Consider the following 20,112-nt stretch of genomic DNA (forward strand, 5'->3'; position numbering starts at 1 on the left):
TCTGTACGTTTGATAACAAAAAGCCGGCAGCGCGTGAGCGCTGCCGGCTTTTCAATGCGCACTCAGACGAGAGGGCCGCGCGTCGTGCGCACTAAATCCTCTTCTTCGTCACGCTGGCGGCCACCAAGTGCGGCGGCAGCCGATGCGATGAAGGCGCCGACTAGCAGCGAAATCGTTCCCACAAGAGCGGTTGTTGCCGCGCTCTTTCGCGCTTTGTCGAGGGCAGCCTGCGCGGCAACCTTTGCATCTTCGATCTCTTTGAGCACCGTATCAACCCGGTTGCGCGCATCCTGTTCGGACAAGCCGGTACGTGCGGCAACGAGGCTTGCGATATAGGCCTTGTCGTTATCGGAAACCGATCCCTTCGCGGCGCTCTGCATCAAGATGCGCGAGATTTCCGCTGTCGCCGCCGCGTTGTCCTCTTTTGCCCTGGCACCGGCCTCGGCCGGGCGAAGAAGGGCATCAGTGAAATAACCCGTCGACAGATCGCTGGTGGATGCGGCGGATGCTGCAGGCGCGGCCGCCGCGATCCCGGCGCCGGTCGCGACAGAACCGGCTGCGCTTGCGCCAGCGCCCGCAAGCGATGCGAGAGATGAAGCAAGGAATCCAGCAACGAAGATCGTCGCCAGTGCCCAACTGAGGAAGCCGTGCGCTGTATCGCGGAAGAAGACCTCGTCGGTATGGACCACAGCCCACTTCGTACGCAGGCGCCCCGTTAGATATCCGCCAAGGGCCGAAGAGAGCCACTGCACGACGACCAGCCAGATCGCTGCGGAAATCCCAACGGTCGCGGCCGAGCTGCTCTCGCCCGACCACGGAGATACCATGGTCAGGCCCATCCCTGTACCGAGCAGAAGAAGCATCAGCGTCACGCCGATTGACGCGACCGTCCCACCGATAATTGGACCCCAGGAGATCGCTGATTTTGCCGATTCGACCGGAACGAGCCCGGTGCCGGTTTCGGAGCCAAGAGCCATGAGCCGCTCCTATCGCATGAACAGTACGAGAAGAATGACGATTGGCAGGGGGATCCCAAGCAACCAAAGCAATAGTCCACGACCCATTTTAAAACCTCCTGAAAGAATGACTAACGGGGTCGTAACTTCGCAAAGCGTTGTTTGTTCCAACCGCGACTTGGAAGATCACAGTTCAAGGTTACGTCAGACAAGCGCCAGCCCACAGTTGAATGCCGAGTGGGGGCCAAAAGCGCGCCATTGCCGCCCTCGTGCCGCTAACGGTCGGGATCTGCGGGCGTCGTCAACCAATTAACAATATAACGGACATCCCCTTCGACCGCTGAAATCGCTCATGAGCTGGAACTAAAGTATCCGGCTTAACGTTAATGTGCGATCTTAAAAGGGCGCACTTTCATGAACGTTATGATCGTCGAAGACGAAATCATCCTTGCTTTGAACCTCGAAGACGACGTCCACTATGCCGGACATCGCTCCGTCGGGTTTGCTGCATCATATGATGATGCTCTCGCGCTCGCTCCAAAGGCGGATGTCGCTTTCGTCGATGTTCGGCTGCGTGACGGGGTAGAGGGTCCCAAAATTGCCCGCCGCCTCATCGACGAGTTCGGCGTGAATGTCGTGTTTCTGACCGGCAATCCCGAAGCTGTTGAGGGATTTCGCGGCTCGCTTGGTGTACTCGCCAAACCCGTTCGAAACGACGATGTGGCCGCAGTGTTGCGCTATATCAGTGCCAAAACTCAAGGTGAGGACATTCCTGCACCGCAGCGGCTCACAATGGCAGCCTGAGCCGATGAGTTTTAGGCGCAACTCGGGGCCGACGCCAGCAGAGGAAGTGCGGATCCGTCGTGCAATGCGCCTCGCAAACCTCATGGACACCGCTGTTGGCATTCCTGGCCTTGGGATAAGGTTCGGCGCCGATGCGATACTCGGTCTGATCCCGGGCATTGGCGATATTGCCGGATCGCTGGTTGGGCTGGTGATCATCAACGAGGCGCGACAGCTAGGCCTTCCGCGCGAAAAGCTCGTCAAAATGCTTGTCAATCTCGGGCTTGATGCGGCGTCGGGCACCATCCCGATTGCAGGCGACTTCTTCGATGTCTATTTCAAATCCCACCGGCGTAACGCCCGCATCATCCTCGACCATTTCGGGATCGACCGACAGTCCTGACGATGACGCTGCGCGTCGCCGCTATCCGAGTGAGATTTCCGCGATAAAGACCGTTCCGCCGGCCTGCTCATAGCGATATTCCCCGCTCATCTGCGAAACAAATGACTTGATCAGCCGGGTTCCCATCCCTGACCTGGCGCCTGCCGGCACATAGCCGATTCCGTCATCGCTCACCTCCAGTCTGACCCGCCCGGTAGACAGTTTTTGAAGCCGAACCTCGATGCGGCCATCTTGGCGCGTGTCGAAAGCATACTTCATTGCATTGGTCAGGAGTTCGTTAAGGAGAAGCGCGAACGGTGTTGCCTTGTCCGCATCGATCTCGATATCGTCGATCTCGAAATTAAGTGCTATGTCGCGATCATGGAGGTCAACGAGGGTTCTGACGAGGTTTGGTATGAAATCGCGTGCTTGGACACTTCGAAACTGGTCGAAGCCATACATCTGCTCATGGACAGCTGACATGGCAATGATACGCTCGTGCAGCCGTTGGACTGTCTCCTGCTTGAGGCCCTGAAGCCGGATCAAAGCCATCACGGTCTGGAGATTGTTCTTCACCCGGTGGTGAATCTCGCGCATCAGCACCTTGTTGGTGCGCACTGCCTGTGCGAGCTCGGTGGTGCGTTGTGCTTCGGCCTTGGCGAGACTGAGGATCTTCAAGGCGCCGGTCGTGGCTGCGGCAAGCGCAAGCAGAAGAACGGTCGCCGCTGTCAGGACGTCACGCCAGAACGGCCACATGATGGCTGACACTTCTGCCGAGGCGATTGCCACGAAGGGCGTGCGCTCGACGATCCGGTAGCCGACGAGCCTGGTGACACCGTCGACGGGCGATGCCGATATGTAGGTGCCCGCCGTTGCCTTTCGCATATAGTCTGTAAACAGCACATAGTTACCGAGATCGACCGGATCCTTTGCTTCGGGATGCCTGGCGATCAGCTTCCCGTCACGTCGGATGAAACTGACCGTTGAACCTTTTCCGAGGGATGCGGCATCCCATATCGCCCTCAGCATCCCGGCATCGAAGGCAAGCACGGCAACTCCTGCGAAAATTCGGTTACGCTCGATCCTTGTTGCCGACAGGAACACATGACGGTTCGTGCCTCGAAGCATTGTCAAAGCGGAAGTGTAATCCTCCGCCCCATTCGACAATCGCTTGAAGAAAAGCTGATCGGCGATGTCGGAAGGGCTGTTCTCGCGATCGTTGGAGTAAATCACGTGGCCGTCGGGCGCAATGACGTATGCCGTTGCGGTGACAGGCAATCCGGCTGTCGCCTGGTTGAGATGCTTGATGCCGGTAGCGTCGAGCGGCTGGGAAGCGTCACCCACCGCATCGGCCATGCGATAGAGCGTCTGGCGAGCGAGCGAATTGATCCAGATCGCGTTTGCAGCGACGATCTTGGTTGTCGCCGTGACCTGTTCTTCACCGCGTGTGACGGCCGACCAGTAGCTCGAATGGAGCCACAAGGAAAGGACGACCGCCAATCCGCAGAACATCGCCGCAATCGCGCCGACCGCTGCCTTTCCAACTATCGTGGAATCGCGTTGGGTTCGCATTCAATCCCCGCCGAACGGTAGATTTCATTTCTCTGATAGCAGGCTATAGGAGTCAATGTCTGCCAGAAGACAAACACGCGAAAGGCTGCGATTGATCGGCCGGACGGGCACTGGAAGGCGAACGGTCCTGGTCGATTGCCCTCCTGACAGTCGGGTCAGCGCCGTGTCGTAATCCGGCGAAGGGCGCGTTCAGCCTGAGCGATCGCCTCCTCTATACTGGCCGAGGTCCCAGTCGGCGGCAAGGTGCCAACGCCGTGACCAACGCTCAGACGCCAACCCCACGGAGCCTTGCTGGTCAGGTTGCTGCCGTCGCAGGCCAGAACCCCGATATACGTACCCTCGTGCGCGAGGTTGAAGACATTTGGATCATCCGAGGGCACAACTTCCAGACCCGGTGTCAGCGCGGTCTCGCTCATCTGCCGAACTCCTTTCAGGAAAATTGCCGAACAGTTTCCAAGGTAGAAAGTTCCGGCCTTGGTGAGTTCGCCGCGCTGGAACTCGCGCTTTGCGCCGACGTTCGGGAGGCAAAGGGAGATCGGCCAATGGACACATCCACCGAGGCAGTCGAACGCAACGGACCTGCTTTCTGTTATCGCAAAAGACGCGATGTCTGCGCTACGGCCTCTTCTTGAACCTGTCGTCCTTGCAAAGAATACGATGCTCTCGACCAGTGGGAAGGTTCCGGAATTCTGTTACTTTCTGGAGGGTGGTATAGCCTCGATCATCATGACGACGTCGGAGGGCCGGTCTTGCGAGGTGGGCATTGTCGGACGGGAGGGGGCAGCGCCAATCGCTGGATTGCCCACGGGGCAAAGCGCGCCGTTCGATGCCGTCATGCAAGTCGAGGGATATGGCCTGCGGGCCCGCACAAAGAATTTCCGGCCCGTCCTGCTAGTCCACCCGGCAGTAAGCGAGATCATGTACCGGTATGCCCAGAGCTTCCTGGTGCAGACAGCTTCGACGGCCTTGGCAAACGCCAACTGCTCCGTCGAAGAGCGCCTGGCGCGCTGGATATTGATGTGCCACGACCGCATCGACGGCGACCGTGTATCCCTCACACACGAATTCCTCTCACTCATGCTGGCTGTTCGCCGTCCAAGCGTGACGACGGCGCTTCATGTGCTTGAGGGCCGGCGATCGATCCATTCGGAACGCAGTCTCGTCGTGGTGAGGGATCGCCGCGGACTGGAACAATTCTGCCAGGGCTGCTACGGGCAGGCAGAAAGCGCCTATCGCGATCTTGTCGCAACGCTGCGCCCCAATGCTCCCAGCTAGGGCGTCCCACTCTTCAACTCGCCAAGGTCTTGCGCAATCCGCTCTCTTGCTCGGTTGACGCGGCTTTTGATCGTTCCGGTTGGACAATCGAAGTGCTCACTGGCCGCTTCATAGGAGTGGCCTTCGATGAACACGAACTCGAATGCCGATCGATAGGGTTCGGGCAGTTGGCCGCAGGCACGCTCGAGTTCATGGCCTCGCACGCGCCACTCCTGCTCGGGTGGGACGCTGCCACGTGAGGAGGCGCAATCTTCGGCGCCAAGAATCTCCCGCTTCCCGACACGAAACTTCGAGCAGAAAGTGTTTCGCATGATGGTAAAGAGCCACGACTTCAGCCTTGTGCCCTCTTGAAAGCGGTCAATGTGTGATAGCGCCTTGACCACCGTTTCCTGGACGAGGTCGTCCGCCTCGGTCGGATTGCGATGAAAAGTCCTCGCAAAAGCGCGCAGAGCCGGCAACAGAAGGACCAGCTCGTGCTCTATGTTCGACTGTCGATTGATTTTAAGGGCCATTGTGCACCTCCCTGCCTCATCAAAGCTCAGAAGGTACCTTTGTTCCGGGTGAAAAGGGCAAGGTACGCAACCGTACCTAGGGATCGGTGCCTAATGGTCACCTCTCGCGGTGCCGAAAAGCGCGACAGCAATGGCGCCGAGTTCCGTCGGCTTTTCGCAAAGATGATATCCCACGTAGCGGTCGGGAATCTGGCTGCGGATATAAGCGGTCGCGAACACAAACGGTATTCCCATTGTCTGAAGCCGTTCGGCAATCGGAAAAACCGTCTCACCGTCAAGCCGGATGTCCAGGATCGCGCCGTCGATGGCACGCGTGTCGATTAATACCATGCCGGCTTCGACAGAAGGCGCCGGGCCGACCACGCACGCTCCCGCCCACTCGAGTGCCTGCCGCACATCGTCGGCGACGAAATATTCGTCTTCAACGATCAGGATATTCTTCCCAGTGAGCAGGCTAAGCTTCTGATCCACATTACCCTCCATGCCGAGCGAGGCACCGCCTCCGCGCGTCAGCGTCACTGTCCTTCCTGTACGTCGCTCCACGAGAACTGGATCGCCCGGCCTTTTGTCAGCCCATTCAATCTGAGGCAGCTTTCGTAGTGGGCTTCGACCAGTGCAACAGCATCCGATTCTCGTTAAGCTGCCCCGACGTGCGGTTTAATGATCATCTTGATCCGTGGGTCAAGCCCGCCTTCCCATCGCCATTGCCGCGGGCCGCCACCCACCTCAAAGATAACCCGCCCAAAACGGACGTTGCCGTCGAAGCCATCCAGGGATCCGGTGCCTGTCCTGCGCCATTCATATTTCGATCGAAAGGGTTCCATCGCGTGGCTGTATCCCATGTCGCTTCGTCGAACTACCGAGGCCGCCAGCAGTTCCATGGACGACAGCCCGGATGTTGGGAACCAGGCTGGTATTTCCACGTTTGAAGCATCATCCCGATACCGAGGCGTTCCAATGACATGGATCATTTTGATAGCACTGCTGCTGATTGCCGCTGTTGCCGGACGAACATTATTGTACGTTGCCCTTGGGTATGCTGACTACCTTATCGAGCAAAGACGGCAGAAGGGTCTTATCCGGCGCGCCATGCGGCGACGGGATGGCCGAAATTGAACAGCAGTCTTAAACCGGGGCGTTGTCCGGCTCGATCATGTCTTCATTGCGCTCAAGAAACGCCTGCGCCTGATTAATGGCGGCCGTAATTTGATCCAGTTCGGCAAGATCTGCATCGCGGACAATGCTGGCGAGCTCCCGGCAGAACCGGATCAATTGTCCAATGCTCTCGGCATCGGCGCGGGTCAATCTTACCGTTCGAGGCTGGTTCATCGACAAATCGCCTTATCTTTCACTTCGCTGGCTTTTCCGTATGTGCGTGCCAGTCAGATAGTCTGCAGCGAAGCTTCCCTTTTGGAGAATCATGCTGGCTCCCGCGCGATAGAAAGCAAACGATAATTTTCCGATTTTGTTCAAGCGGAGATCGGTCCGATTTCGCTTCGCATAAGATCGAACGCCCTCTCTCTCGCAAAGTTCGATGGCTTTTAAGCTCTCGACGATGAGACAGGTCCGGGTGGTCTACAAAGTGCGGATAGCGGGCGAGCCCGTCCAGTCCCATGCTGATGGATCTTCAGTTTCGAGAGTGCGCGCCGTGGCGCTGTCGGTGCCGAGGCACCGTCCCACAGACCGGACATTCCCAAATCTCGAAGTACCGATGACGAAAACTGTTGCAGCATTGCTACGCCGCTTCCAGACAACTTCAGCTTCGACTAGTAGATATGGTCCTTATGACCGGAATCGTACACAGCCTTGCCGGATGAACGGGTTGGACTAAATCATAGCTGTTATCCAAACCTCCATAGCGCAAAGTGATTTTGGGACTGCCAGCATGACAGATCTTGAGGGGAGCGACCTGGACGGCCGATATAGGCTGCTCGTCGATGCTATCACCGACTACGCCATCTATATGCTTGACCCGCAAGGACGGGTAAACAGTTGGAGCATGGGCGCCAAGCGCCTTAAGGGATACGAGGAGGACGAAATCCTCGGTGAACACTTTTCGCGCTTCTATACGCCGGAAGACCGGGCATCCGGCGTTCCCGCAACCGCACTGGAGACGGCAGCCACAACCGGCCGCTTCGAGGCAGAGGGCTTCAGGCTCAGAAAGAACGGGGAGCGTTTCCCAGCCCATGTCGTGATCGATGCGATCCGCGATAGTCGCGGATTGCTCCTCGGCTTTGCCAAAATCACCAGGGATCTTTCTGAGCGCAAGAAGGCCGAACAGATTCTCAAGCGTCAGGAAGAGCAGTTCCGCATGCTCGTTCAGGGTGTCACGGATTACGCGATATATCTGCTCGATCCCGATGGCCAGGTTTCCAGCTGGAACGCTGGCGCTCAGCGCATCAAGGGCTTTCTGCCCGACGAAATCATCGGGCAGCATTTCTCACGCTTTTACACCGACGAGGACAAGGCAGCGGGTCTGCCTTCTATAGCCCTTGAAACAGCCGCGCGCGAAGGCCGTTTTGAGAAGGAAGGCTGGAGGATCAGAAAGGACGGCAGCCGCTTCTGGGCAAATGTCATAATAGATGCCATACATGCCGATGACGGCAGCCTTGTCGGCTTTGCGAAGATCACCCGCGATATTACCGAGAAGCGGCAGGCCGAAGAAGCGTTGGTCCGTGCACAGCAGGAGCTATTTCAGGCGCAGAAGATGGAGGCGGTCGGTCAGCTGACCGGCGGGGTCGCGCACGACTTCAACAATCTGCTGATGGCAATCCTTGGCAGCCTTGAGATCGCCCGCAAACGAACCCTGGCCGGGGAAGGCGTCCTCGATTTGATTGACAACGCCATCGTCGGCGCGCGAAGGGGCGCGTCTCTCACGAAGCGGCTGCTGGCATTCTCCCGCAAGCAGGACCTCAAACTTGAACCGGTCAAGGTCGCTGATCTTGTAAGCGGAATGACGGAACTGATGGAACGCTCGATCGGTCCGGCGATCGAGATCGTGAGCCGATTTGAGCCTGACCTGCCGGCAGTTCTGTCGGATGCAAATCAGCTTGAAAACGCTCTCCTGAATCTGGTCGTCAATGCGCGTGATGCCATGCCCGATGGTGGCACGATCACGATTAGCGCCGGGAGCCAAAGCCTCACAGGTACCAACAGCCAGGGACTGCCATCGGGACACTATGTCTGTCTTTCGGTCGCCGATCAAGGAGGCGGCATGGATGACGAGACCCTGGAGCTTGCCACGACGCCCTTTTTCACAACCAAGGGAATTGGCAAAGGTACTGGACTGGGTTTGCCCATGGTCCAGGGCCTTATGGCCCAGGCAGGCGGGGCCCTTCATCTGAAGTCGGCGCCGGGCCTTGGTTGCACGGCGCAACTGTGGTTGCCAGTCGCGGCTGATCTGACCGAGCCGGCGTCCCATCTGCCAAGCGAACCGCTTGTCCAATCACCGTCGCAATTGACTGTTCTTGCCGTCGATGACGATGCTCTCGTCTTGATGAACACTATTCTGATGCTGGAAGATCTGGGCCACGAGGCCATACAGGCAGAATCAGCGGGGCAGGTGCTCGAGTTGCTCAAGGAAGGGTTCATTCCGGACGTCATCCTGACCGATCATGCCATGCCAAATATGACAGGGGCGGAGCTGATCCGAACAGTCGGCCTTTCGCACCCGTCCGTGGCGCTGGTTCTTGCCACAGGCTATGCGGAGCTGCCCGACGGCACGGCGCCACACGTCGTGAAGCTCTCGAAACCATTCACGCAGGCACAGCTGAGTGTCGCGCTGGCAGCTGCCAGACCTGCCGCCCTGCTTGATCGAATTGGAGAATGAAGGTTCTTCAGCCCCGTTTGCGTACATTCTATTTGTCGCTCTTTTGACCGGTCACTCCGTACTGATCTGCCAGCCGCTGCGCGAAGATGCGGTGGAACCCAGTGACGAGAGCCTGCCTGCCCGACAAGGGATCCGCTCGAGCGGGTTGTTATCTTTTGGCATCCGGAATCTTTTGGCTCAGTGTGCAAGCTTTGATGTTGCCGTGCAAACCGGTTTACAAGCTTCATGCGCGTTGATCCCATCTTTCGTCCCACTCGACACCTTCCGTAAGCTCGATCAATATTGGCATCGCCGAGATGATTACCGGCGATCTCAGGACAACGGGCGGTTCCGTCTCCTCGCCAGAAAGACCATGTCCTCGTCTTCCGAACCTTGATGTTTCGAATGAATCCGCGGATTTGGTGACTTGAACGGTAAGTTTGACGATTAAGTCACCCTTGCGCTCGCATCCGGCCTCCAATGTCAGGTAGTTCGTCATTTGCAGCCCCTTGAATAGTTGCTCAATCGAACCAGGCGGAAAGTTGTTCCTGCCCACCTGTGGCCAGCTGTTGCAAATCAGCAATGACCGCCGCTAGAATCAATCGACCATCGTCCGCCCCGCTATCGATGCCGTTGCGTCGAATCGGATTCTGATCCCAGTTAGGGTCGGGGTGACGGTGGAACGAAGATGGCATTCAGGGTGATCGAGGGTGGCCTCGCGGCCAATGGGTGGGTGAATGGAGACAATGCCGCTCAGGTTGATGTAGCGCAGGTCAGAAGAGAGGGCGCGCGTCGGCTGCGAGATTCGGGCTATGATCGGCTGGAGGCACGGCGGCGCATTACCGGTATTGCGGTGCCGCGTTCTGTTGATCACTTTCGAATGCAAATTGAATTTGTGGTAGGCGCCTTATCACGCCTCGACCCAATTCCAGCGGATTTCCGGAACGACTGCTACTGGCCGATACTTGACAATGCCTGAGGTGTGAAGCGCTGCGACCGTGCCGCAGCGCTTCAAGATGTCAAGCTGCCTTGGTGCCCTTGGCGTTCGCCGCTGACAGTGCAAGTTCTGTCAGTTTCTTGTCGGTTGCCTCCTCCTCCGCAAGGTTCTGCTGGAGAAGGGTGACTGCCTGCTTGTGCCCGAGCTGCTTGGCCCACGCAATCAGCGTGCCGTAGCGCGCAATTTCATAATGCTCTACAGCCTGCGCTGACGAGATCAGGCCAGCATCGAGAGCAATGCTTCCGTCGAATTCCTCGATGATTTCGTTTGCTTCTGCAATGATCCCCTGGATCGCCTCGCAGGTCTTGCCTCGGGCCGGCTTCCCAATGATCTCGAATACCTGTTCCAGGCGCTCGATCTGGCCTTGAGTTTCGTCGCGATGCTTCAGAAAACCTTCCTTGCCATCTTCAGACTGTGCAGCCCGGGCCATTTTCGGTAGTGCACGCAAAATCTGCTTTTCGGCATAATAGATGTCCTTGAGAGTGTCGAGAAACAGGTCGTCGAGGGTCTTTGCTGTGGCCATGTCGTTCTCCTTTTTAGGTTTGCACGCGTCCAACAAACAGCGGCGTCCTTTGTTCCAAAACTGGTGTTCCCGCTAGAAGCGGTGACGAACTCGCGTGAACCACAACCAGCGGCATCATCACGATGACGGCACTAACTGCTACGAGATCGAGAACTTGAAGTCGCTCGGAGGAGAGTGCATCAGCCATGCTCCGGCGAACACTGGCACATCGCGTCATAAACGTTCGCATACGTTTTTCGCCGCGTGGATCTTCGAAGGCGACGCGGCTTGTCCAACGAACGCTGATTTCCTGACCTTGATCACCGTCTTCAAGCTTCCTGATACAGCGGAGCCCCGGATTGGGTCAGTGAGAGCGTCCCTCGTTCATTTCTGACGGGTCATAGTTGATGTCCCAGTCCTTTTCCGGCTTTTTGGAACCTGGAGGACGCTTGTGAGCTGTCGCATCCTCTGAGCCGGTCACGACAGTGGGCTTGGCGCTGTGGACGCCGGACGCCTTGCGGTCACCTTGTGATTTCGCAAACTGTCCGCGTGCATCCTTTTCGACGTTACTCATCACTGTTCTCCTTTGTCTTCAGTGCGTCGGAGATCTTTCTGGTCTCTGGGTCGCGATTGTTCTCGCCCATGGCGTCACGGTCGAGATCCGGATCGTCCTTGGCTGGCATGTAGCCGCGCGGCGTGTTCGATTTCGGTCCTTCCCAGCGCGGCGACTGGTCCGTCGTGCCGGGCATCCCGTCTTTGGGAGAATTCATTCCCATTTTGCTTCTCCTTGGTCGTTGTTCGAAACGGTCTAGAAGTCTAACCCGGGGATGACCGTCATGTTCCCTCGATACCCCACGGCCGCGGCCTTCTTTCAAAAATGTCCGGTTTCGGACAATGGCAGTCCGGCATTGACTTATCGTCTGCGCTCCGGCGCTCCCGTGCTATTCTGGTTTAGAGGCGTCTTTCATGAGGGAGAGTGGGTATGCGCGTCCTGGTTATTGAAGACGAGCCTCAGATGTTTCTTGAAATCGAGGAGGTCATCCTGCAGGAGGGCGGGGAAGTGATCGGGATTGCCACGACGCTGGCCGAAGCGCTCGAACTTGCGCCTCTCGCAGACGTCGCCCTCATCGACATCCGTCTTGGCAACGGAATGACCGGCCCGGAGATTGCCAAAAGCCTGGTCAATGGTTTTGGGATTGGGGTTGTTTATTTGACGAACGGTCAGGACGCGCCGAAGGGTTCCAGCGACGCGATGGGCGGCGCGGCAAAGCCGGTGACGCGCGAGGCTGTGCGACACGCCATACGACTGGCCGCAGCCATTCGGGCTAGTCCAGAGCATACCGAGCCGAACTCATCAAAAGCCCAATGACGGCATTTCAAAACTTCGGGACGCTCATAATAACTAGGCTAGACGACGAGCAGAGCTCTCTGCCTCTTCCGAAAACGTTTGGTGGATCTTTTATCACCTGTTGCCGATCAGACCGGCAACGGTCGCGATCAGCGTTTTTTCCCGATAAGGCTTGTCAAGGACGGCATCGAAGACCTCAGGGTGCGCCCGCCCAATGCTTCCCTGTGCGCCGCTTACCAGCACGATTGGAATGGACGAAAGAGTGGCATCAGCTCGCATAGCTTGAGCGAGCTCCAAACCGGTCATGAGCGGCATCATGAAATCCGTTATGACGAGCGCCGGCAGCTTTTGCTTGACCAGCGTCAGCGCGGCCTTTCCATGTGATGCGGAGGCCACCTCATAGCCCGCGTCCTCCAGCATCATTGTAAGGACATCTGCGAGCAGGAATTCATCCTCGGCTATGACGATCAGCGGCATCCCTGGCAGTTCCCTGTTGTCAAGCCGGCCCCTGCGCCAATCCGGTGGCGGCCCCCGCGACCGGTTCAAGTGCCGCTCGAACCTCCATCCCACCCGGCCCGAATCCGATCTCATGGATGATCGGTTCAAACGCCCGGTCACGGACCTTCAGGACCGAAACAGTGCGCTTGTAACGCGATCCGATCTCTACATGGCGCAGCATTACCAGATTATCCAGGAGACTGGAGATCTCCGATCCTGGCGCCGTCACCGTGGGTCCGAAGAGATCTCGCAGTTCCCAGGTCGTGATTGTAGTAACGTTGAGCGCACGCAGTTCGTTCGTCAGAGCTGCGAAAAATTCGACCATACGCGGTTGATGAACCGCCCCACGCTCGAAACCGCCAAGGCCGTCGATCAGCAGCCTTTTCACGCCGCGCTCACGCACGGCGTCGAGAAGACGATGTCCGAGCTTGTCCAAGAGATTTTCGGTCATCGGATTCCAGATCATTTCGAGAGCGCCATTTTTGATCAGCCCTTCGAAATCGACACCCAGCGCGGCTGCCTTGCCGCGCAGGCGGGCAGGCGTCTCATAGAAGCCGAAATGAAGCGCCGGCTGCTCTTGCGTCGCAAGCGACAGGAAATTGATCCCGAGCGAGGTTTTTCCGCTTCCTGACGGTCCGAAGACGAGTGATACCGAACCTTCAGGCAAGCCGCCTCCGACCAATGCGTCGAAACCGCCCGTCCCGGACGAAACTGATCCAGTCGGCGCATGATCAGGCACGCTCGTATGAGCGAGAAGCGCCTCGACTCGGGGAAATACCGCCACGCCATCAGACGTGATCTCGAACTGATGGTGCCCGCCAAGTGCTGCGGTTCCTCTGGACTTCTTGACCTGGAGGCGGCGAACAGCGCGCACACCGCTCAACTCGTTATGAAGATCGATCACCCCATCGACCATTGTATGCTCCGGGCTTTCTTCGGCGATCCGGCTGCTGGTCAGGAATAAAACAGTGCAACCGACGAAGGCGGCTTGGCTCTGAACCTCGGCGACGAAGGTTTTGACGTCAAGCTGCGTATCGGCCCGATCACGCGCATTCAGGAGCCCGTCGAACACCAGCAGGGTGGCCCCCTGACGGGCGATCTCCTGCCGGATCAGCTTTACGACCGCCGACAGACCCTCATCACGCAGGGTCTGGAACACGCTGACATAGGTGACGTCGATACCGAGACGTGAACTGTCGAAAAACTCAAGAGTGCCAAGCGCCTGAAAGAGCCGCTCGTGCGTCTCTGCAAGGAGCGTGACGTAGAGCGCCTTGCTGCCCTTCTCGGCTGTCTTGAAGGCGATCTGATTGGCGAAGATCGTCTTTCCTGCGCCAGGGTGGCCTTGCAGGATGTATGATGCGCCGACGACGAGCCCTCCGCCAAGGACGGCGTCTAGGCCGGGAACGCCCGTTTGAAGTCTTGCTAGTGCCTGTGTCACAATTCTGGTTCCGTCAACTACCCCTGCCGCACCCTAGAAGGCTTGGCGCCATTTGGGAACACCTTATGATGAGGCCGTTGGCGAAGCGGCCGGTTCGGTCGACGATCCCTAGGCCTCTGCTGCAGGCCGAAGCTTTCTCTGGATTAATGAAAAATAAGAAGGACACCGGGCGACGCTTCCTATAAAGGCCGCGATCGCCGAATTTGCCGCACGATACCTCGTATCTCCGTCGAGGCGAGGGCAGGGGAAAGACATTTGCGGTCGATCAGCGGTCGCTTGCAATGCCCTTAAATATGATCGATTCGCTGAGCAAGGATGGCAAGGGCAGTTGTCTCGGGCGGCCGACCCTTCATCGATCGGGTTCCGGCTCAGGCCGAGTGGGTTGGTGTTCGCCCTGCTGCGCGCGAACGGCCGCACAGGCATTTGAATTGCCGCCGATAGGGGCAGACTTACATCGACGACGACATCACCACGTTCGGTGAGGGCGTGTCCGCAGCTTCGTCGCCGGGCTGAGGCGATGCCGATAGCGCGGCACGGACCTCATTTTCCTCCCATCCCGCCCGCACTGCCGATTCGATCAGAGCGACCATTTTCTCCGCAGATGACGATCGAGATGTCTCATCAAGATGTTTGCTTGCCGTCTCAAGACATTCCTTGAGGTTTGCCGCACGGGCAGCCGGGTCCTGACTGAAACGCGGGGAGGCGACGTAGATCATGATAGGCTCCTTTCTGATTAGAACAGAAGGAAGCGCTCGCGGTTCCATCCGCTTGCAGGGATTTCCGTGAGGCGTGGTCCGACCCCATGCTCGAACTGCTGTCGAAGGTGCGGTCCACTCGCGCTCACGCAGGAGCTGCAGCACGCACAGCGGCGGTCCTTGGAGCTTTAGTCTGTTCTGCCGATCAAGCTATCGGCCGGGATTGTTGGCCAGCATCATCTCATTGATCTTTGCGGCAAGATCATCGACGGCGAAAGGCTTGCCGATCATCGCCATGTTGGGCCCAAGAAAACTTGCCTTTGTGGCAGCGTTTTCCGCATAGCCTGTCACGAACAAGATCGGAAGATCCGGCCGATATTGCCGGGCAATTTCCGCCAACTGTCGGCCGTTCATCCCAGGAAGGCCGACATCCGAAACCATGAGGTCGACCGTTTTTTCAGAGGCGAGAATACCGATGGCGGCTTCCGCGTTGGCCGCCTCGAAGGCGAGATAGGACAGTTCACCGAGCACGTCGCAGATCAGGAGGCGCACTGCGTCGTCATCTTCGACCACAAGGACGCTCTGCCCCCGTCCCTCCGGTGCCGCTTCTGGAACCATCGGTCCTTCATCATCGCTTGGCCCGTCAGCCGCCGGGAGATAGAGCTCGATCGATGTCCCTTGTCCCGGCCTGCTATCAATGCGGACCTGGCCACCGGATTGACGAACAAAACCGTAAATCATCGACAGGCCGAGGCCGGTGCCCTGGCCGATCGGCTTTGTCGTGAAGAACGGTTCGAACACCTTGTTCACAACATCGGCCGGCATGCCGATACCGGTATCGCTAACGGCTAGCAATACATAGGTGCCCGGCTTCAAGTCTAAACTCCGCTCGCAGGCCTCGACAACGCAGCGCCTGGCGGCAACTCTCAACCGACCGCCGTCTGGCATAGCATCGCGCGCGTTGACTGCGAGATTGAGCAATGCGCTTTCCAACTGGTTGACATCGGCCAAGGCTGCCCCGGTCCCGGCCTCGACGTCGATCTCTACGCGTATGTTCTCCGGCAATGTCCTTTCCAGGAGTTCCCTGGCTGCTTCCAACTGCGGCGCGATCTCGACTGGTTTGGAGTCCAGCGTCTGGCGGCGAGAAAAGGCCAACAGCCGTGCAATCAGAGCTGCCGCCCTATTTGCCGAATCCACGGCGGCGTCCATGAATCTGTCGACGTCTTCGAGCCGTCCGCTTGCGATGCGGCGTTTTGCGATATTGATGCCCCCAATGATACCGGTGAGCATATTGTTGAAATCATGTGCGATCCCGCCGGTCAGTTGACCGACCGCTTCCATTTTCTGGGACTGGCGGAGGGCTTCCTCGGCAAGATTGCGAGCCGCCATTTCGTTTTCCAGAGCGGCTGTGCGCTCGGCAACCCGCTGTTCAAGCGTTCGGTTCAGGGTGTCGAGCGCCTCACGCTCCACACGCAGCGCCGCCTCCGATGCCGCAAGAGCGCTTTCAGTTCGCTTTCTTTCAGTAATATCGATCACGGTTCCGATGAAGCGCACCGCGCTCGCACCAGAAAATATTGCGCCTCCCTTTGCAGCGATCCAACGCTCCTTGCCGTCGTCAATGCCGATGGTGCGGTATTCGACTTCGAATTCGCCGCGCCCTGTGGGCTCCAAGGCAGCTTTGACGGCGTTGTCGGCGCGCTCCTTGTCCTGTGGGTGAAGTCCAGCGAGAAAGGTGCCTTCGTAGGAAATTTGCCGATCAGACGTCAATCCAAACATCGCCCTGCAGCGCTCGTCCCAACGCAAGGCCCCCGTCGCAGGGTTATAATCCCAGGTCCCGATTCCCGCCGCACTCGTTGCTAGACGTAACCGCGTCTCGCTCTCATCGAGGTCCCTCAGGCGATCGCGCATCTGGAACTGTTTCTGCCTCAGCCGCATCGCCGATGCGATCGCACTGAAAAGAGAGGCGCTTCCGAGTGGCCGTTCGAGCACAACGCTGTTGCTCGACAAATCGAAGAGCGCCAGTTGCGACAAGTGTTCGCTGGGCATGCGCGCCGCGCGAGGCGCGGCCAAAAGCACGAATGGCACGTCAGACCAGGAGGGTTGAGCCTGAAGCGCTGACTTCAAGGTGTCGGCATTTCTTGCCAGCGCTTCTTCCGTCAGCAGGATCGCGCCGATCTGTTCGCTCATCATGCCTGCGACATCTTCGAGATCGCGGCAGATGACCGCCTCGTAGCCTTTATGCGTCAGGATCGATGAGACCGCATCCGCATCCCTGCCGAAGGGCGCGCAGATCAGGATACGCCGGCCTTCGGACGTCTCTGACCTATCGCTCACGATCTCGATCTTCCATCAAGGGATCCCGTATACCGAGATATTCGGGCGTACCGGTCAGAATGCCCCTGAACTGGGACAGGGGTTCGCCCACGCGGATCCCGCCCGCACCGACCCTCAATTCACGGATCGTATCCTCGTGCGCGCCTCCACGGTTCTTGAGGACCGAGATTGCCTTGCGCACCCGCCCCTCGGCTTCGAAAAACCGCAGTAAGACGACTGCATCTGCAACATAGGATATGTTGAGGCTCGTCGTCATCGCACCGACGAGACCGGTTTGAGGATCGATCAGCAGCGTCACAACGCCTTTCTGACTGAGGTAGGACAGGAGCTCATGCATCTGCAGGATGAGATGCTGCTCCTGAGGCATGGCAGCGACATATCCGTTCAGGCTGTCGATGACGATCATCCGGGCCTTGCGCTCCTCGACCTCACGTCGCACCCGAAATGCAAATTCACCGGGCGAAATCTCCGCGGGGTCGATCTGTTCGACGCAAAGCGTGCCATTCGCAATATGCTTCTCCAGATCGAAACCGAAGGCTTTGGCGCGAGCCATCAATGTTCCTATCCGCTCGTCGAACTCATAGACGGTGGAGGGTTCACCCCGCTCGCAGGCCGCATGCAGATATTGCAGCGCGATCGTCGTCTTGCCGCTGCCAGCGGGGCCGGTCAGAAGCGTGCTCGTGCCGCGAAGAGGTCCGCCGCCAAGCAGGTTGTCGAGCCCCTGTATGCCGCTCGGCGTGACCTCGTCGGCAAATTCACCGTGGTGAGTAGCCGCAATCAGTCTTGGATAGATCTGCAGCCCGCCTGTCCTGATCGTGAAATCGTGATAGCCGGCGATGAAATCAATGCCGCGAAGCTTCTGGACCTGCAGTCGCCGCCGCGCGGCGCCGAAGTCGAGCGTCAGCCGCTCAAGGGTTATAACGCCATGGCAGAGACTATGCAGATGAGCGTCGCGGCCATCGGCTTTGCCGGTCATGTCATCAACTAGGATCACCGTTGTGTCGCGTCCCGAGAAGAACTGCTTGAGAGCGAGCACTTGCCGGCGATACCGTAGCGGATCCTGTGCGAGCAGGCGCATTTCCGATAGGCTATCGAACACAACGCGCTTAGGCTTAACCCGCTCCACCTCTTCTTGGATGAGCCTGATCGTCTCGCCGAGCTCCATCTCCCAGGGGTGTAGGATCGACTGATCACGGCCCTCACCAAAAATTTCGGCTGCGGAGTCGAACTCGAACACGTCGAACTCGCCACTGTCCCATCCATGCGATGCAGCAACGGCCGCAAGCTCTTCAGCCGTTTCTGACAGAGTTATGTAAAGGGCCTTTTCGCCGCGCCGCACTCCTTCGCGAAGAAATTGCAAGGCCAGCGTCGTTTTGCCGGAGCCAGGCGCGCCTTCCAGAAGATAAAGTCGTCGTGGCGACAGGCCGCCTTTGAGGATGATGTCAAGACCTGCATTTCCGGTCGAAATAGTGTCAGGCAACGTTACGGGTCCTAGATATCAATTGGTTTTTTTCAAGAAATATGATCGATCCACAATCCGGCAAGCCCGTTCGCTCGTCTCGGGCGGAAATCTGTCGCTGATTGGCACCTGCATCCACTGTGACCAGGTTCGTTAAGACGGGCAGCCTCGCACGCTCGCGAAACCAGCGCATGACCTAGAGGACTAATAAAAATCCCCGACGACGTCAGTCATCGGGGAAATTGAACGTGCTGAAAACAGAGCAAGGACCGCCGGGTTGCATCGAAAAAGCCGGGGTCTCGTTAGATCCGCGTCACTTCGCCCGGCGGCTAGACCCAAACGTGTCAGCGCTACCATTGTTCCCGCTGTTCAAAAAAGAAATCTCACTCCAGGCGATAGCGGAACACTGCCTTCCTCGCGGACGGAGCATCAATCGTCCGGACGAGGTCATGTCCCAATCCATCGGTGATCAACGCCGAAGCAATTTTCTTGTCGCAAGCTGGACCGTTCAGAGTCGGTCGGCTTTGGACATCGCTGCAACCGTTGGCATGTTGCGGTCTTAATCGTCCGTGAGGTCCATCTTAGGATCCCCTCTCGGCGGTCTCGTTTCGCAAAACGATTGTGCTTCGTTTCGACCCCGCTCTAAGCTGTGCCGTTCTCCACTATTCGGCCGCCAAAAGCTCGCTATCGAACGGCGGCGGCGAAACCTGACTGTCCTCCCGAAGTGTGGCTAGTTCTTATCCCGCGCCGTTGCTACGGCTAGGAAGACAGTATGACATCGCCGTTTTCTTCACCGTCCCAATAACGGATAGATGCAGCCGAAACCTTTATGAGAACCAGGCCTGGCGTCTCGGTCCCTTCCGGAAACCAACGCTCTAGACCGGAGGACCAGTGATCCTCGAACATCGCCTTGTCGCGGATGACGGAAGCGCTTCCCTCAACCGCGATGAAGATCCCCGGTTTGCCCAGCAGGCTTGGGGGAGCGGTGAAGGTCAGCAAAACGTCATTTATCCCCTCGATCTCGCTGACCTTGCGGGTGTCTTCGTAGGAGAAAAACCACGAGTCTCCGTCATACTCGACGTCGCCGTTGTTACTCATCGGCCGGGTGGCAATCCTGCCGGCGCCGGCGTTGGTGCAGAGCATGCAAAAGTCGATTTTCCTCAAGTGCGAGGACAGGTCCTCAAGTGTCATTGACGGCATGATGTCCTCCTGGGCGTGACTGAGATCCTATAAGTATCAAAGGCTCCGGAATGTTCCGGCGAAAGCGAAACACGCTGAAAATGGCAGGTCCGCCGGAACCTGGATCATTTCTCGGTGTTTTCGCAGGAAAGGAGCACAACCATGATGACCCAATCGAAACAGCTTGCAGAGGAGTACCGCCGGCTCGGTGGCCGCAGGCTCGCCAAGGTTGACGATAACATCGTCAGTACGCGGGCATGGGATGAGGATACTCCCGAGGCGGAAAGGTTCTGGCAGGAGCATGTTGCTCCTCTCGATGAAGAAAAACGTCGGGAAGTCGAGCTCCATCTGCCGTCAATCAGCGAACGCTGACG

At 58.0% G+C, this 20,112-nt stretch carries 24 protein-coding genes; 7 read left to right on the top strand and 17 right to left on the bottom strand.

What is annotated here, in order from left to right; all coding sequences use genetic code 11:
- Positions 1-62: 62 nt before the first annotated feature.
- Positions 63-977 (bottom strand): hypothetical protein, encoded by a 915-nt coding sequence (locus F2982_RS28695; RefSeq protein WP_203431522.1) that lies wholly within the window; start codon positions 975-977, stop codon positions 63-65.
- Positions 978-1,370: 393 nt separating this feature from the next.
- Between F2982_RS28695 and F2982_RS28700 the strand changes: the two genes are divergently transcribed.
- Positions 1,371-1,760 (top strand): response regulator, encoded by a 390-nt coding sequence (locus F2982_RS28700; RefSeq protein WP_203431523.1) that lies wholly within the window; start codon positions 1,371-1,373, stop codon positions 1,758-1,760.
- A 4-nt stretch (positions 1,761-1,764) separates the two neighbouring features.
- Entirely contained in the window at positions 1,765-2,142 is a 378-nt protein-coding gene (locus F2982_RS28705) for a DUF4112 domain-containing protein (protein ID WP_148194912.1), read from the top strand.
- A 21-nt stretch (positions 2,143-2,163) separates the two neighbouring features.
- Here the strand turns inward: F2982_RS28705 and F2982_RS28710 are convergent, their stop codons facing one another.
- Positions 2,164-3,693, bottom strand: coding sequence for a histidine kinase dimerization/phosphoacceptor domain -containing protein (locus F2982_RS28710; protein WP_203431524.1), 1,530 nt, complete (start codon positions 3,691-3,693; stop codon positions 2,164-2,166).
- Positions 3,694-3,848: 155 nt separating this feature from the next.
- Positions 3,849-4,109 carry a hypothetical protein gene (locus tag F2982_RS28715; protein ID WP_203431525.1) on the bottom strand — a complete coding sequence of 87 codons (261 nt, stop codon included), beginning with the start codon at positions 4,107-4,109 and terminating at the stop codon, positions 3,849-3,851.
- A 241-nt stretch (positions 4,110-4,350) separates the two neighbouring features.
- Between F2982_RS28715 and F2982_RS28720 the strand changes: the two genes are divergently transcribed.
- Positions 4,351-4,968, top strand: coding sequence for a Crp/Fnr family transcriptional regulator (locus tag F2982_RS28720; RefSeq protein ID WP_203431526.1), 618 nt, complete (start codon positions 4,351-4,353; stop codon positions 4,966-4,968).
- Here the strand turns inward: F2982_RS28720 and F2982_RS28725 are convergent.
- From F2982_RS28725 to F2982_RS28740, 4 genes are all read right to left on the bottom strand, one after another.
- Entirely contained in the window at positions 4,965-5,480 is a 516-nt protein-coding gene (locus F2982_RS28725; RefSeq protein ID WP_112720362.1) for a sigma-70 family RNA polymerase sigma factor, read from the bottom strand. The two genes, F2982_RS28720 and F2982_RS28725, sit on opposite strands and share 4 nt — an antisense overlap.
- Positions 5,481-5,570: 90 nt before the next feature.
- Complete coding sequence (locus tag F2982_RS28730) at positions 5,571-5,999, bottom strand: response regulator (protein ID WP_348652544.1); 429 nt, start codon at positions 5,997-5,999, stop codon at positions 5,571-5,573.
- A gap of 116 nt (positions 6,000-6,115) precedes the next feature.
- Entirely contained in the window at positions 6,116-6,361 is a 246-nt protein-coding gene (locus F2982_RS28735) for a hypothetical protein (RefSeq protein ID WP_130284381.1), read from the bottom strand.
- A gap of 244 nt (positions 6,362-6,605) precedes the next feature.
- Entirely contained in the window at positions 6,606-6,809 is a 204-nt protein-coding gene (locus F2982_RS28740) for a hypothetical protein (RefSeq protein ID WP_203431527.1), read from the bottom strand.
- Between the two features lie 556 nt (positions 6,810-7,365).
- On the opposite strand from F2982_RS28740, the gene F2982_RS28745 reads away from it, so the two are divergent.
- Positions 7,366-9,309: a PAS domain-containing sensor histidine kinase gene (locus F2982_RS28745; protein ID WP_203431528.1), complete on the top strand. Its 1,944-nt coding sequence runs from the start codon at positions 7,366-7,368 to the stop codon at positions 9,307-9,309.
- 223 nt (positions 9,310-9,532) lie between these two features.
- On the opposite strand, the gene F2982_RS28750 is transcribed toward F2982_RS28745, so the two are convergent.
- Complete coding sequence (locus F2982_RS28750) at positions 9,533-9,787, bottom strand: hypothetical protein (RefSeq protein ID WP_203431529.1); 255 nt, start codon at positions 9,785-9,787, stop codon at positions 9,533-9,535.
- Positions 9,788-9,976: 189 nt separating this feature from the next.
- Between F2982_RS28750 and F2982_RS28755 the strand changes: the two genes are divergently transcribed.
- Positions 9,977-10,267 (top strand): hypothetical protein, encoded by a 291-nt coding sequence (locus F2982_RS28755; RefSeq protein WP_112720366.1) that lies wholly within the window; start codon positions 9,977-9,979, stop codon positions 10,265-10,267.
- Between the two features lie 40 nt (positions 10,268-10,307).
- On the opposite strand, the gene F2982_RS28760 is transcribed toward F2982_RS28755, so the two are convergent.
- The 3 genes from F2982_RS28760 to F2982_RS28770 all read right to left on the bottom strand — a co-directional run bounded on the left by F2982_RS28760 (position 10,308) and on the right by F2982_RS28770 (position 11,563).
- On the bottom strand, positions 10,308-10,808 hold the full coding sequence (locus tag F2982_RS28760; RefSeq protein WP_112720367.1) for a ferritin-like domain-containing protein: 501 nt from the start codon (positions 10,806-10,808) through the stop codon (positions 10,308-10,310).
- A 343-nt stretch (positions 10,809-11,151) separates the two neighbouring features.
- On the bottom strand, positions 11,152-11,361 hold the full coding sequence (locus F2982_RS28765) for a hypothetical protein (RefSeq protein WP_112720368.1): 210 nt from the start codon (positions 11,359-11,361) through the stop codon (positions 11,152-11,154).
- A complete protein-coding gene (locus F2982_RS28770; RefSeq protein ID WP_203431530.1) occupies positions 11,354-11,563 on the bottom strand; it encodes a hypothetical protein in 210 nt (69 codons plus the stop codon). The genes F2982_RS28765 and F2982_RS28770 overlap by 8 nt, the downstream gene beginning before the upstream one ends.
- Positions 11,564-11,769: 206 nt before the next feature.
- On the opposite strand from F2982_RS28770, the gene F2982_RS28775 reads away from it, so the two are divergent.
- The gene (locus F2982_RS28775) at positions 11,770-12,156 is read left to right on the top strand and encodes a response regulator (protein WP_203431531.1); all 387 of its coding nucleotides are present in this window, start codon (positions 11,770-11,772) and stop codon (positions 12,154-12,156) included.
- 93 nt (positions 12,157-12,249) lie between these two features.
- Here the strand turns inward: F2982_RS28775 and F2982_RS28780 are convergent, their stop codons facing one another.
- From F2982_RS28780 to F2982_RS28805, 6 genes are all read right to left on the bottom strand, one after another.
- Positions 12,250-12,612 carry a response regulator gene (locus tag F2982_RS28780; RefSeq protein ID WP_112720371.1) on the bottom strand — a complete coding sequence of 121 codons (363 nt, stop codon included), beginning with the start codon at positions 12,610-12,612 and terminating at the stop codon, positions 12,250-12,252.
- A 19-nt stretch (positions 12,613-12,631) separates the two neighbouring features.
- Positions 12,632-14,071 carry an ATPase domain-containing protein gene (locus tag F2982_RS28785; protein ID WP_203431532.1) on the bottom strand — a complete coding sequence of 480 codons (1,440 nt, stop codon included), beginning with the start codon at positions 14,069-14,071 and terminating at the stop codon, positions 12,632-12,634.
- 449 nt (positions 14,072-14,520) lie between these two features.
- On the bottom strand, positions 14,521-14,787 hold the full coding sequence (locus F2982_RS28790) for a hypothetical protein (RefSeq protein WP_203431533.1): 267 nt from the start codon (positions 14,785-14,787) through the stop codon (positions 14,521-14,523).
- A gap of 189 nt (positions 14,788-14,976) precedes the next feature.
- Positions 14,977-17,100 carry an ATP-binding protein gene (locus F2982_RS28795; protein ID WP_203431534.1) on the bottom strand — a complete coding sequence of 708 codons (2,124 nt, stop codon included), beginning with the start codon at positions 17,098-17,100 and terminating at the stop codon, positions 14,977-14,979.
- A complete protein-coding gene (locus tag F2982_RS28800) occupies positions 17,090-18,580 on the bottom strand; it encodes an ATPase domain-containing protein (protein WP_203431535.1) in 1,491 nt (496 codons plus the stop codon). Before F2982_RS28800 ends, F2982_RS28795 begins: the two co-directional genes overlap by 11 nt.
- Positions 18,581-19,318: 738 nt before the next feature.
- Positions 19,319-19,759, bottom strand: a complete 441-nt coding sequence (locus F2982_RS28805; RefSeq protein WP_112720375.1) for a pyridoxamine 5'-phosphate oxidase family protein — start codon at positions 19,757-19,759, stop codon at positions 19,319-19,321.
- A gap of 141 nt (positions 19,760-19,900) precedes the next feature.
- On the opposite strand from F2982_RS28805, the gene F2982_RS28810 reads away from it, so the two are divergent.
- Positions 19,901-20,110, top strand: a complete 210-nt coding sequence (locus F2982_RS28810) for a hypothetical protein (protein WP_112720376.1) — start codon at positions 19,901-19,903, stop codon at positions 20,108-20,110.
- The last annotated feature ends 2 nt before the right edge of the window (positions 20,111-20,112 follow it).

The organism is Rhizobium sp. BG4 (genome assembly GCF_016864575.1).
Taxonomy (GTDB): domain Bacteria; phylum Pseudomonadota; class Alphaproteobacteria; order Rhizobiales; family Rhizobiaceae; genus Rhizobium.